At 44.2% G+C, this 13384-nt stretch carries 12 protein-coding genes; 6 read left to right on the forward strand and 6 right to left on the reverse strand.

The window, feature by feature from the left end; translation table 11 throughout:
• Positions 1 to 129: 129 nt before the first annotated feature.
• Complete coding sequence (locus IDJ75_RS12800) at positions 130 to 1593, reverse strand: glycoside hydrolase family 30 protein (RefSeq protein WP_191175989.1); 1464 nt, start codon at positions 1591 to 1593, stop codon at positions 130 to 132.
• Between the two features lie 42 nt (positions 1594 to 1635).
• Positions 1636 to 2487, reverse strand: coding sequence for a ThuA domain-containing protein (locus IDJ75_RS12805; protein ID WP_191175990.1), 852 nt, complete (start codon positions 2485 to 2487; stop codon positions 1636 to 1638).
• A gap of 194 nt (positions 2488 to 2681) precedes the next feature.
• Here IDJ75_RS12805 and IDJ75_RS12810 point away from each other — a divergent pair, with 194 nt between their 5' ends.
• Positions 2682 to 3407: a hypothetical protein gene (locus IDJ75_RS12810; RefSeq protein ID WP_191175991.1), complete on the forward strand. Its 726-nt coding sequence runs from the start codon at positions 2682 to 2684 to the stop codon at positions 3405 to 3407.
• On the opposite strand, the gene IDJ75_RS12815 is transcribed toward IDJ75_RS12810, so the two are convergent.
• Together IDJ75_RS12815 and IDJ75_RS12820 are read right to left on the reverse strand one after the other, a co-directional pair.
• Positions 3404 to 3796: a DUF3037 domain-containing protein gene (locus IDJ75_RS12815; RefSeq protein WP_191175992.1), complete on the reverse strand. Its 393-nt coding sequence runs from the start codon at positions 3794 to 3796 to the stop codon at positions 3404 to 3406. The two genes, IDJ75_RS12810 and IDJ75_RS12815, sit on opposite strands and share 4 nt — an antisense overlap.
• Complete coding sequence (locus IDJ75_RS12820) at positions 3774 to 4568, reverse strand: HipA family kinase (RefSeq protein WP_191175993.1); 795 nt, start codon at positions 4566 to 4568, stop codon at positions 3774 to 3776. Before IDJ75_RS12820 ends, IDJ75_RS12815 begins: the two co-directional genes overlap by 23 nt.
• Before the next feature lie 174 nt (positions 4569 to 4742).
• Here IDJ75_RS12820 and IDJ75_RS12825 point away from each other — a divergent pair, with 174 nt between their 5' ends.
• Positions 4743 to 7172 (forward strand): AsmA family protein, encoded by a 2430-nt coding sequence (locus tag IDJ75_RS12825; RefSeq protein WP_191175994.1) that lies wholly within the window; start codon positions 4743 to 4745, stop codon positions 7170 to 7172.
• Here the strand turns inward: IDJ75_RS12825 and IDJ75_RS12830 are convergent, their stop codons facing one another.
• Entirely contained in the window at positions 7173 to 7610 is a 438-nt protein-coding gene (locus IDJ75_RS12830) for a hypothetical protein (protein ID WP_191175995.1), read from the reverse strand. It abuts the gene before it with no gap.
• A gap of 115 nt (positions 7611 to 7725) precedes the next feature.
• On the opposite strand from IDJ75_RS12830, the gene IDJ75_RS12835 reads away from it, so the two are divergent.
• Complete coding sequence (locus tag IDJ75_RS12835) at positions 7726 to 8718, forward strand: hypothetical protein (protein WP_191175996.1); 993 nt, start codon at positions 7726 to 7728, stop codon at positions 8716 to 8718.
• Between the two features lies 1 nt (position 8719).
• Here the strand turns inward: IDJ75_RS12835 and IDJ75_RS12840 are convergent, their stop codons facing one another.
• Entirely contained in the window at positions 8720 to 9706 is a 987-nt protein-coding gene (locus tag IDJ75_RS12840) for an aldo/keto reductase (protein ID WP_191175997.1), read from the reverse strand.
• Between the two features lie 283 nt (positions 9707 to 9989).
• Here IDJ75_RS12840 and IDJ75_RS12845 point away from each other — a divergent pair, with 283 nt between their 5' ends.
• The 3 genes from IDJ75_RS12845 (at position 9990) to IDJ75_RS12855 (ending at position 13344) form a co-directional block, all read left to right on the forward strand.
• Positions 9990 to 11741: a family 43 glycosylhydrolase gene (locus IDJ75_RS12845; protein ID WP_191175998.1), complete on the forward strand. Its 1752-nt coding sequence runs from the start codon at positions 9990 to 9992 to the stop codon at positions 11739 to 11741.
• Between the two features lie 94 nt (positions 11742 to 11835).
• Positions 11836 to 12336: a hypothetical protein gene (locus tag IDJ75_RS12850; RefSeq protein WP_191175999.1), complete on the forward strand. Its 501-nt coding sequence runs from the start codon at positions 11836 to 11838 to the stop codon at positions 12334 to 12336.
• A 51-nt stretch (positions 12337 to 12387) separates the two neighbouring features.
• On the forward strand, positions 12388 to 13344 hold the full coding sequence (locus IDJ75_RS12855; protein ID WP_191176000.1) for an acetyl-CoA carboxylase carboxyltransferase subunit alpha: 957 nt from the start codon (positions 12388 to 12390) through the stop codon (positions 13342 to 13344).
• Positions 13345 to 13384 lie beyond the last annotated feature (40 nt).

Genomic DNA, 13384 nt, shown 5'->3' on the forward strand with positions numbered 1-13384 from the left:
GTTGCCCGCTTTTTTTGTGGCGGATAGTAGCTAATAGCTTTTAAACTGTCGTTTTTACACCTTGAAAGGCATCAAGAACAAGGATAGCGTATAAAATTAGCAGCCCTCAATTCGAGGGCTGCTAAATAATTATTGCATTACCAAAGTGGCTATTGAGTGTGGCTCGCTTGTGGTTTTGGCAGCTTTGCCTTTTATCCATAGGCTGTATTCTATTTTCTCGTCGGTGCGATTCATTACCACTACGGCTATTGAGCCATTTGGGTTTTGATAAGCGGTGGTCAACAGTTTATCCCTGCTTGCAGATGCCGCGATACGTTTTGCACCGGGTTGAATGTATTTTGAAAAATGGCCGATGTAATAGTAAGAGTTGGTATACAACAGCTTGCCTGTGCGGGTATCGGCATGTACCGGTGCAAAGCAAAAGTTACCTACGTGGTTAGGGCCACCCTTTTCATCTAAAAGAATGTTCCAATCTGTCCAACCTACGGTACCGGCATTAAAATCATTTATCATCGACAGGCCGTACCGCTCGCCCAGGGCCCAGTCGTCTAACCGGGCAAAATCAAATTTTTCCACACAACCTTCAGTAAATATCAAATTCTTATCAGGGAACGCGGCATGTGTAAGGCGGGTGTTCTCAAAGTTTTGGCCCGCACCGGTCCAGGTTTCATACCAGTGGAAACCTATACCCCAAACATATTTAGCAGCGGCAGGGTCTTCTAATATGGTGCTTGCGCGTTGGTAAAGTAAGTCGCGGTTGTGGTCCCACACAATTAGTTTTTTAGCTTTCATGCCTTGTTTCCAAAGTGTTGGGCCTAAGTAGTTCTTTACAAAATCGCGTTCTTCCTCAGCGGTGTACTTGCACGATTCCCATTTTTGTGTAGCCATTGGCTCGTTCTGTACCGATAGGCCCCAGATAGGGATACCCAGCTTTTCGTACTCTTTAATAAATTTGATGTAAAAGTTTGCCCAGCTTTGCGCAAACTCAGGTTTAAGCTTCCCGCCGTGCAGCACATCGTTGTTATCCTTCATAAAGGCAGGCGGGCTCCATGGCGATACAAACATGGTTAGCTTACCGCCCGCTACAGCTGTTGCGGCCTTTATAAAAGGTATGCGGTATTGTTTGTCGTGGCTAACATCAAATGTCGACAGGCTTTTGTCGCTATTGCTTACATAGCTGTAGCTGCTGCTGCTAAAATCACAGCTTTGTATGTTGGTGCGTGCAAGGGTAAAGCCAATACCGGTTGTTTTGTTGTAGTAAGCATTTAAAAGTTCGGTTTGTTTATCTTTTGGCAGCTTGTAAAATGTTTCGGCAACAGCATCGGTTAAGGCACCGCCTATACCCAGCATAGTTTGGAATTTTTGCGCCGGGTCAACAAATACCACGGTTTCGGTTTCGGGGGGCTGTGCTTCTGTTTCAAATTTCAGTTCGCCGGCAGGGAAAAGCCTTTTGGCCGATTCCTTTTCGGTAACATAAACCTTTACTGTCCTGTTGGCTGCAGAGTAAGGCTGCATTTTTTTAGCCGCAGGCGCCTGGCTAAACGTGCTTGCTGTAAAGCAAACAAGGCCGGCTATTAAAAATCCTTTCTTCATGGGTGAGGGCTGAAGGTTATTGGGTTAATATTTAGTTGATGGTTAATTCAGTTTATTTGATGTACCAAGCCAAAGCAGGGTATTTAAAATGAGTTTATCCTCTGCGGGGTTACCAAAAGTGTGTGATAGGTCCTTGTTGGTTTTATGCTCATAATCGATATCGTTATGCCCCATATTAAAGTATACCATTTTGTAATTGCGGTTTGCCCATACTACAGGGTAGTAGCCGCTGTGCCATATCTCGCTTTGTTTTGGGCCTGTACCTAAAGGGAAACTCACCGGGTCAATTGATGCCAGGATCTGGATATTTGGGTTTTGTGTAAGATCTTTTTCCCATCGGTACCATTCGTTTGGCGATGCCTTAAAGGTATCGCCAAGGCCCTTCATAGCAGGGTGGTCTTTCCCTTCAACCTTTAATATTGCCGATGTTGGCCGCCAGGTATTGCTGCCATACTCTCCCGATCCTAAAAAATCGTTATGGTACCAATCCCAGTTTTGCGGTACCGCCGACTGGTTAAGCGCGAACGCCGAAAAGTGGAACCCCATCCATCCGCCGCCATCCTTCATGTATTTTTCAAAAGCCACCCGCTGCAGAGAATCCTCGGGGCGGGTATCTAAAAATATCACCACCTTGTATTTGGCCAGGAAAGCAGTGTTGAGGTTGCTCCAGTTATTGGTAGAATCGTAAGTGAAGTTGTATTTTTTGGCCATCTGGGGGAACCACTTATTGGCCTCGTGCATAAAGCTGATGTGCGCCTGGTCTTCCTTGCCCGTATAAAATGCAATTACTTTAAACTTTGGCTGCGCCGGATTTTTTTTTTGCGCGATTACGCCCTGCGTAAAGCATAGGGATATAAGGCAAAGCATAAGTGCTTTTGTTTTAAAGAAGGCCATGAGGTTAGAACTTATAATTGGTTTCGGAGAGCTAATTTAATATATATAGTGTACATTTTACATACTCGGTTTTTTATTCTACGAAACGATTGAGTAGGTTCTGCTTTGATAAAATGTAAACAAGTTTTATTGTGCGTTGTATGAAATTGTAGCTTTAGGTAATCAATACGGATCTCTCCGGCAAAACAAATTTTATGGATACAATAGAACAACTGGCAAAACAGGTTAAAATTTTGACAATAACGGTAGGAGTATTGCTCATAGTACTTGTGGTTTTTGGAATAAAACTATTTACCGGTGATAAGGCATCGGCTGCCGAACTTACGGTACAACGCTTAAATATTGTTGAGTCCGATGGTACGCTGCGTATGGTTATCAGCAATAAAGAAAAACAACACCCGGGCGCTATTGATGGTAAGGATTTGCCAAAAAGAGAGCGCGATGCAGGTATGGTGTTTTTTAACGACAAAGGCGACGAATGCGGAGGACTTATGTATAGCGGTGATAAAAACGGCGCAGGTATGGTTTACTCCATCGATCAATATAAAAATGACCAGATCATGCAGTTGCAGTACAGCCAAAATGGTGAAAATAAAAAGATAAGAAGCTACGGATTTAAACTTTGGGACCGCAGTGATGACTTCACCATGGGGCAGTTAGTGAGCCATTTTGATTCGTTGAAATTGGATAATAGCAGCAAGGCCTACCGGGATGAGGTGGCACGACTTAAAGCAAAAGGGTACCTGGGTACCGAACGGTTGTTTTTAGGCAAAGCTAAAAACGGGCAAACGGGCTTGTTCCTAAGCGACAACAAAGGCAAGCCAAGGTTAAAGATCTATATAGACAGTCTTAACAGGCCGGTTATACAAACGCTTGATGAAAAGGGTGCGGTAGCGTCAACCCTGGCAGGATCAAATTAATCCTGCTGTAAAACTAGCTGATTGTATAACCGTGTCAGGCTATCCTCCCCATCCAAACAAAAGCCCGGATGTACTTTTGAGGTTTGTACCACTGTACTGCGTGTAGCCGTTAGCCAGCGAAACCGCGATGCGGCATCAAGTTCGCCGATAGGGCCGGCATCTTTACCGCCGGTAGCTATCCGTTGGAAGGATGACAGGTTCTCTTCCAACGCGTCAATGTCGAGGTCTTTTGAAAAGGCCCGCAGGCGGTCTTTGTCAATGTGGTACATCATCTTTAAAAACTTTTGTTTACTGCACAGTAAAATAACCCCCACGTTCAGGAACTCCTCGCGTTCTACCCTCGGTACAACACGGATAACGGCATACTCAAATAAGTGACGATCTTGCATTTTGTGCTTCCTTTACAAAGATATTTGAGTTGGCTAAACGGGTGTTCAAAAATTTGGCGTAGATCTGCCGCTGCTCATCTTCGGTCTCAAAAGAGCGGTCGGTAAGCCAGGCATCAGGTATCAGATCAACTACTTGCTGGATAAACTCAGGCGTTAACACTGCTTTAAACTCGGTATCAACCGCATCTAACTCGGATGCTTTACGCAGCAATACATGGTCTTTTATTTGAGTGAACGGGCGTTTGGCCTGCTCTTCCCAGTTCTCCATACTGTGATGGAAGTACAGCGCAGCGCCATGGTCTATCAGCCAAAGTTCGCGGTTAAACATCAGCATATTGGTGTTGCGTGCAGTACGGTCAACATTCATCAGCAGGGCATCCATCCAAACTATTTTGGATGCCATTTCGGTGGTGACAAAAGTAACGGTCGGGTCGAAGGTGATACTGCCCGAAAGGTAATGGAGCGCCAGGTTAAGGCCTACACTAAATTTCAGCAGGTCCTGTATCTCCTCATCCGGTTCGGTACGGCCAAAGGCTTCATCAAGGTTGGCAAATACCAGTTCGGGTACTTTAAAACCCAGTTTGCGGGCTATTTCGCCACCAATCAGGTCGGCAATAAGGGCTTTAGGCCCCTGCCCGGCACCGCGGAATTTTAGTACATATAAGAAACCGTCGTCCGCCTCGGCAATGGCAGGTAATGAACCGCCCTCGCGCAATGGCGTAACATAGCGGGTAACGTTAACGGTGCGTAATTGAGGTGTGGTATCAGCCATGGTTTGTGTGGGGCTAATATAGGGATATCTTTTTGAGAAGGCAGAGTAGCATACTTATTCAAAGACACGAAACTTCGCGTCTCCTGTCACCAAATTATTCCCACCAGCTATTAATCATTCTATTACAAAACAAACAAAATAGGCTATTTGACTATTTACCTGTAAATTACGCTTATGCCAAAGTGGTTAAAAACTTCCCTGAAAATAATTGCCGGCTTTATATTGCTTATTGTAGTGGTTGTGATAGGCTTTACGCTATACATTACTTATAATAAGACCAAGGTGCTTAAAATGGTGAATGACCAGCTTGCAAAAAGCGTTGATGGTACCCTCACCATTGGCGATATGAGCCCACGTTTTTTTAAGGGTTTCCCGGATGTTTCCCTTACGCTAAAGAATGTAATTATTCGCGATAAAAACTTCGCTCAGCATAAACACACATTGCTTGATGCTAAAGATTTTAACATATCTGTAAATACAGCAGCGCTTTTTAGGGGTACTATTGATATTAACCACATTGATATTAGTGATGCCGCCATCGATCTTTTTACCGATAGCACGGGTTACAGCAATACAGCCGTATTTAAAAAAGATCATAAAAAGGTAAAGGATAACCCATCCGAAGGCAGTTCGTCTACCCAGTTGAAAGAGTTTAGCCTAAGCAACGTTACCTTTACGGTTGATGACCGCAAGGCGCATAAGTTGTTCAATTTTGCGGTGAACGATATAAACGGGAAAATGAATTACCCGGATAGCGGCTGGCGAGCTAAGTTCCATTCGGATGTGATGGCTAAAAGTATGGCCTTTAACAGCCTGCGCGGTAGCTTTATCAAAAACCAGCAATTAAAAGGCGATTTTGATGCAGGTTATAATGAAAAAACCGGTAAAATAAACGTATCGGTTTTGCCATTGAACATTGGCGATTCTCCGTTTAAAATAAATGCTGTTTTTGCTACTGCGGATAAACCATCAGCAACTTTTACCATTAATATTGTTGCCGACCAAATATTGTGGCGGCGGGCTTCATCTTTACTGGCGCCCAATATTACAGAGGTGCTTAACCGCTTTAACATCAGCAAACCAATGGATGTTACCTGCAATTTAAACGGCAGTTTTGGCGGCAATGACGGCGGGCCTAAAATATATGTTACAGCCAAAGTTAAGGATAGCAAAATAACCATTCCGGGGGGCGACCTTGATAACTGTTCGTTCGATGGGATATATAGCAATAACTATGTTAAGGATAAAGGCTATGGGGATGATAACTCGATCATCAAACTGACAAGCTTAAAAGGGACATATAATCACTTACCATTTACTATTGATACCGGCAGTATTATTAACCTGGAAAAGCCTGTTGCCACAGGTAACTTTAGATCAAGCTTCCCGGCTGCCGATCTAAATTGGTTTTTGCAGGATGACGTTGCTAAATTTAATAATGGCTCTGCAGATATGAACCTGCGGTATACCGCAGATGTTGTTGACTATAAAATAAACAAACCCATTATAAGGGGTTCTATTAACCTGCGTAATACCGATATATACTACCTGCCGCGCAACCTTAAATTAAAAAACTCATCTATCTCGCTGAATTTTATTGGGAACGATCTGGTGCTGAACAATATTCGCCTGCAAAGCGGCAAGAGCATTGTAACCATGGAAGGCCGTGTGAAAAACTTTTTGAACCTGTATTATAACGCACCCGAGAAGATCTTGCTTACCTGGCAGATCCGTAGCCCGCAATTGTATTTGGGCGAATTTCTGGGCTTTTTAAGCGAGCGTAAAAGTGCGCCCGCCGCAAAAAGGCGGGGCAATAGCGGTAACATAGTAGATCAGTTAAGCACCGTGCTTGATAAGGGCAAGGCCGAAATGCACATGCAGGTGGCAAAAGTATATTATAAAAAGTTTTTGGCTACTGATGCCCGTGCAGACTTGCTGACTACCGACAATGGTATCATCATTCAAAATATCGGGTTAAAACACTCAGGTGGCTCATTAACCATAAACGGGCGCATGATGCAGGGGAAAGCTTTAAACAAATTCGCGGTAAATACTACTGTTAGTCATGTAAACATGCGCGAATTTTTCTACGCGTTTAACAACTTTGGCCTGCAGGATTTTACTTACGAGAACCTGCAAGGCTTTTTATCTGCCAAAACAAATATTACCGGTGGCATAACCGATGCGGGTAACCTGGCGCCGCACTCTATAGCAGGCAACCTTGACCTTAGCTTGCGTGATGCAGCTTTACTAAACTTTAAGCCTTTAATGGGGGTGGGTAAGTTCGCGTTCCCGTTCCGCAATCTGAAAAACATCCGCATCCCTAAGCTGGATGGGCATTTTACCGTAAATGGCGATATGATCACTATTAAACCCCTTGAGGTAAGCAGCAGCGTATTAAATGTGGATGTGGCCGGTTTTTACGGCCTTACCAAAGGGACAGATATCGCGCTCGACATCCCGCTGCGCAACCCCGGTAAAGACAGCCTGATAACCGATAAGGTAGAGTTAGCCAGAAAACGTTTTAAAGGCATAGTGCTTCACATCCGCGCGCACGAGGAGAATGGTAAAATGAAGATAGGCTGGAACAAGAACCACAAATAGCTATAGTATCTTTTTGCAGGTTGCCACCAATACGCCCTTATCATATAGCTCCAGGTTGCCTTCTTTGTCTATTTTGTAGCTCTCGTCAGGTCGTTCAACGCTTACGTATTTATCGCCATCCTTTTTAATTTCGGTAGCTGCCGGTGTAATGGGCGGAGTATCATTTAGGGTTAAATCTGTACCGGTAAAGGTTATAGCCTGTATGTATACTTTATGGCCGCTGCTTACCACCTCGTATGCAATTTCTTCGCCCTTGTCAGATTTAATGGCCTCATCATGCCATGCACCGATCAGTTTACCCGAATCAACTTTCATGGGTGCAGGTTTAACGGCAGCAGTGCTATCTGTTTTGGCAGTGGTGGTTTTCGCAGATCTGTCGCAGGATGTAATGGTAATAACAAGTAATACGAGTGCTGATATTTTTGCAAAGTTTTTCATAGGGTTGGCTTATTTAAAAGGCCGAAGATAGTAATTACTCCGTAACGGGTTTTCTGTACAATGTCAGATTATACCTTATGTAAACCGGTATCACAATTTTTTTATATTAGTACCGATGAAAACCCTAAACCCGTTGAAAGTAATTTACTGCCTTTTAATCCCTGTTATATTGCAAAGCTGCAGTAACGAAATAGGCGCCTGGAAAAACGAACAGATAAAACAAAGTAACCGCGACGAACTGCATGCGCTTAATGCACAAGTGTTTAAATGCCTGAAAGCAAACGATACCAAAAGCCTTGGTGCGTATATTTCAAAGGAATTATTAGACGATAATTACACCAGCCGGTTGGTAGAGCTTGCAGGCAATAAGTTAAAGCTGGATAGCTTTGTGAATTTTAATGAATACTACGTTGTAAATAAGTACACAGGTGCAGATACCATTAATAGCCCTAAACAGGGTGTTAACAGTTTTCGTTTGGTTTACCCGGGTATGGCCGAAGAAATGTACATTGCTATGTTTTTGCCAAAGAACACCAAAACGCTAAACCGGTCAATGATAACAGCAGTTTACGCCCGTTACTCATACGGATGGAAACTGGGTAAGCTGGACATTGGTACCTATACCTTTAACGGTAAAACTTCCCCCGAGCTTTATGAACAGGCAAAGCAGGAATACAAATCGGGATATTTATTCTGTGCCGCAAATACCATAACGCTTGCCACAACCTGCAGCAGGCCTAATGATATATGGCAGTATTTAGCAGAAGACAAACTATACGAGTTCAGCAAAACCGTTACAAACCAGGCTAACGCGAAGTATCATTACCCTATAATGCTCGATGGCGTGAGCACCAAACCGCGCATTATAAGGGTGTATTTTACTACAAACGACGAGGGGAGTTACCCTACCATTGGCTACCAGACACATATCAGCCTCAAAAACATTGATGCTATTAAAAAGGAGAATGAGGAGATCAGAAAAAATATTGGCAGCGTTATCCCCGGCATAGATAAAACCAACAAGATCATTTTATACACGGCCTATAACGAGATGCCCGTAAGCACCCGGATAGTGCCGCATTATGATATGAAAGATGTGCTACAGTAGCTTAATTCTTATCCACAAATTTTAAGTTGCCTGCGTTGTACCTGTCGCCGGTATCGGGGTATTTCTTTAATAAAGCCTCTATATCAGCCAGGTTTTGGGTTGATAACTGTACATCTACACTGCCGGCGTTTTCCTGCAGGTATTTGCGTTTTTTAGTGCCGGGGATAGGGATAATGTTTTCGCCCTGTTCCAATACCCAGGCAATAGCCAGTTGCGCCGATGTGCAGCCTATACCTTCAGCAATAGCGGCAAAGCCTTCGGCCAGTAAGCGGTTATTGTCGGCATGGCCCTGCTGGTAGCGCGGCAGTGTTTTACGGAAATCGCCATCTTTTAATTCGCTTACATCCAGTTTGTTGGTTACCAGTCCGCGCGCCAGCGGGCTAAAAGGTATAAAGGAAATGCCAAGTTCTTTACAAACCGGTAATATCTCTGCTTCCACATCGCGGGTCAATAACGAATATTCGCTTTGCAGTGCCGATATGGGGTGTACCGCATGCGCCCTGCGGATGCTTGCAGGTGACGCTTCCGACAAGCCTATATATTTAATCTTGCCTTCTTTTACCAGATCGGCCATGCCGCCAACGGTTTCTTCTATGGGGATGTTCTGGTCAACACGGTGGGTGTAATACAGGTCTATCACATCAATTTGCAAACGTGTGAGGCTTGCCTCAACCGCTTTTCGCATGTAAGCGGGCGACCCATCAAAGCCCGTAAGTTTGCCGCTGCTATCGGCGGTAAAGCCAAATTTGGTAGCCAGGAAAATTTTATCCCGGTTAGGTTTTAATACCTGCGAGATCAGTTTTTCGTTTTGCCCGTTGCCGTAAACATCGGCAGTATCCCAAAAGTTAATACCCAGTTCAAGTGCTTTGTTTAACGTAGCAATAGATTCCGCATCATCCGGTTCGCCGTAAGCGTGGCTCATGCCCATGCAGCCTAAGCCAATTGAGGATAGCTTTACATTGGTATTGCCTAAAGTTCTGTATTTCATAGCAGGTGGTGTAAATGTTTGATGAAGATAAGAGGTGTATGTAAAATAAGCAACGCAGTATACCAATTGTTGTTGTAATGTTTCATTAAACTGACAAAAGCAAGGGGGTAACCACAGAGTACGCAGAGGTTTCACAGAGGGCACAAAGACAGCTTTAATAACTTGACAGGCCTCTGTGATCTTTGTGTTTTTTCTCTGTGACCTCTGTGGTTAATAAAACTATCTTAATATTTATCACCATAAAAGCAGATATTTGAAACCGCTAACCAATTACCTATCTGCTATGAAGTTTCGTATTCTATTAGCAATACTCATATTTGCATTTGCGTTTAATGTATCGGCACAAACCAAACGCCTTACCTATTGTAACCCGCTTAATCTCGATTACGCCTACACCCCGTTTGAGAATTTTGCCGCATGGGGAAAACACCGCGCCACTGCCGACCCAACTGTTACACTTTTTAAAGGCAATTACTATCTGTTCAGCACCAACCAGTTTGGCTACTGGTGGAGCAGCGATATGCTAAACTGGAAATTTGTTTCGCGCAAATTTGTGCGTCCGTATAACCAGGTAAAAGGTGACGAGCTTTGCGCGCCGGGTACTTTAGTTTTGGGCGATACCTTGCTGGTGATAGGATCGACCTATAATAAAGATTTTACCCTTTGGATGAGTACCGACCCAACCCACGACACCTGGAAAGCCGCAAAGGATTACTTTCAGGTAGGTGCCTGGGACCCGGGCTTGTTTGCCGATGATGATGGTCGCGTTTACATTTATCATGGCAGCAGCAATACCCTGCCTATGTACGGGCAGGAGATAGACCGCAAAACGTTTGAACCCATCGGCCCCAAAAAAGAAATGATCAAACTGGATTGGAAGGAACATGGCTGGGAACGTTTTGGCGAGAATAACGATAATGTATTCCTGACCGGTTTTATGGAAGGCGGCTGGATGAACAAGCATAACGGTAAATACTACCTGCAATATGCCGCGCCGGGTACCGAAGGCCGCGGTTATGGCGATGGCGTTTACGTAGGCGATAAACCGCTTGGTCCGTTCACTTACCAAAAACATAACCCCTTTAGTTACAAACCCGGCGGTTTTGCAAAAGGGGCGGGGCATGGCGCTACCTGGGCCGATAAATATGGCAACTACTGGCACATCAGCACCATGGTTATTAATGTAAAGAACAACTTTGAACGCCGTAACGGCTTTTGGCCCGCAGGTTTTGATAAGGATGGCGTACTGTATACCAATACCTCTTATGGCGATTATCCGCACTATTTAGCCAATGGTAAGGAAGACCACCTGAAAAGCAATTTTACCGGCTGGATGCTGCTGAATTATAATAAGCCTGTGCAGGTTTCATCAACCCTTGGCGCTTACGAGCCAAACCTTGCGGTTGATGAGGATATTAAAACCTACTGGAGCGCAAAAACTGCCAACAAAGGCGAATGGCTGCAAACCGACCTTGGCGAAGTAAGCACCGTAAAAGCTATCCAAATCAACTACGCCGATCAGGATGCTACGTTTATGGGGAAATCATTGGGCGTATATCATCAGTATTTGATCAGCTCATCATTAGATGGCAAAACCTGGAAAACACTGGTTGATAAAAGCAAAAACAAAACCGATGTACCGCACGATTATGTGGAGCTGAAAACCCCGGCTAAAGCCCGTTACCTTAAAATAACCAACCTGCATATGCCAACGGGCAAGTTTGCATTATCAGGCTTCAGGGTGTTTGGCAAAGGGGCAGGAGTTGCGCCGGATACGGTCAGGAACCTGATTGTGCTACGTGGCGATGCCGAACGCCGTAACTCGTGGATCCGCTGGAGGCAAACGGATGGGGCAGTAGGTTATACCATTTATATGGGCACCGAGCCGGATAAGCTGTACAACAACATTATGGTATATAATGTAAACGAATACTACTTTAACGGGATGGAAAAAGGCTTACCGTATTACTTCCAGATAGAAGCTTTTAACGAGAATGGCATTAGTAAAAGAACGAAGGTGATAAAGGTGGACTGAGGAATTTAATCATCTTGTTATCCTATGTTTGTATAGGATGACATTCGCGGTTGCTTTGGCTCAAAAATTGCGCGTTTTCTAAAAACAGATCAGCATGCTTAAACTATTATCTGCCGTTATATTAATAATATTTATCAGCCTCAGCGCTAATGCCCAAACACCTGACAGCACCTTAAAACCATCGCCGGTAAAAACGCTAAGTGATGTGCAATACAACGCTTTAATAAAAGGTGAAGACTTTTATAACATGAGTTTGGTGGCCGATGTAAATAAATATCCATCGGCAGAGCAGGCTTTGAAATATAAGAAAGAGCTTGACCTGAGCCCCTCGCAGGTGACGGCCTTAACCGGCATAACTACCGAATTGAAGCGTAAAAAGATAGAAATGGGCAACTTTATGGTAACTAACGAAACCAAGATTGATGCCCTTTTTCGCGCCAAAAAGATAAGCGAAAGCGACCTAATCTTTTATACAAACCGCTATGGTTTATATATGGGCGAACTTCGAAACGCTATTTTGAAAACCTATGTAGCGGCGTATAATTTGCTCTCGCCGGGGCAGATCGCCATGCTTAATAAATTGAAAAAATCATAATTAAAACAATATGCCGATGGAATTATTTAATTTAGCGGCCAATAAAATTGTATGAAGATTACATTTGATTTTGAAAAACCACTGGCAGAATTGCAGGGGCAGATAGAAAAAGTAAAGCAGGTTGAAGAAAAAAACAAGCTTGACATGTCGGCCACAGTTGCAGAACTGGAAGCCAAGATGGAAACCACCAAGAAAGAGATCTATACCAACCTAACCGGCTGGCAAAAAGTGCAGATATCCCGCCACCCCGAGCGCCCTTATACCTTACAATACCTTGAGCTGATGTGCGATGATTTCATCGAACTTCATGGCGACCGCACGGTAGGCGATGATAAGGCGATTATAGGCGGTTTTGGGACGTTAAATGGTCAAACGGTGATGTTTATTGGTCACCAAAAAGGGCGCAACACCAAAGAGCGGCAGTATCGTAATTTTGGTATGGCTAATCCCGAGGGGTACCGCAAAGCCTTAAGGCTAATGAAAATGGCCGAGAAGTTTGGCAAGCCCGTAGTTACTTTAATTGATACCCCCGGAGCTTTCCCCGGCCTTGAAGCTGAAGAACGCGGACAGGGTGAAGCCATTGCCCGTAACCTGCTGGAAATGGCTGTATTAAAAGTGCCCGTTATTTGCGTGGTGATAGGCGAAGGTGCATCAGGCGGTGCATTAGGCATAGGTATTGGCGATAGGGTACTGATGCTTGATAACTCCTGGTACTCGGTTATTTCTCCAGAGAACTGCTCAACCATTCTGTTTAAAACATGGGAGCAAAAAGAGCGTGCCGCCGAAATGCTGAAGCTAACCTCAACAGAAATGTTGAAGAACAACCTGATTGACGGCGTTATAAAAGAACCTCTTGGAGGCGCCCATCAGGATCCGGTTGCTATGGCTGCCATCCTTAAAAAGCAATTGATAAAAGACCTTAAAAACTTAGGAGAACGCAACGTAGACGAACTGGTTGCCGAGCGTATCGAGAAATTCTGCAACATGGGTGTTGTGGAAGAAGATTGATCTTTAGGATTAAGTACGAAAAGATAAGAAACAAAAAGCG

The organism is Mucilaginibacter rigui (assembly GCF_014773275.1).
Lineage (GTDB): Bacteria > Bacteroidota > Bacteroidia > Sphingobacteriales > Sphingobacteriaceae > Mucilaginibacter > Mucilaginibacter rigui_A.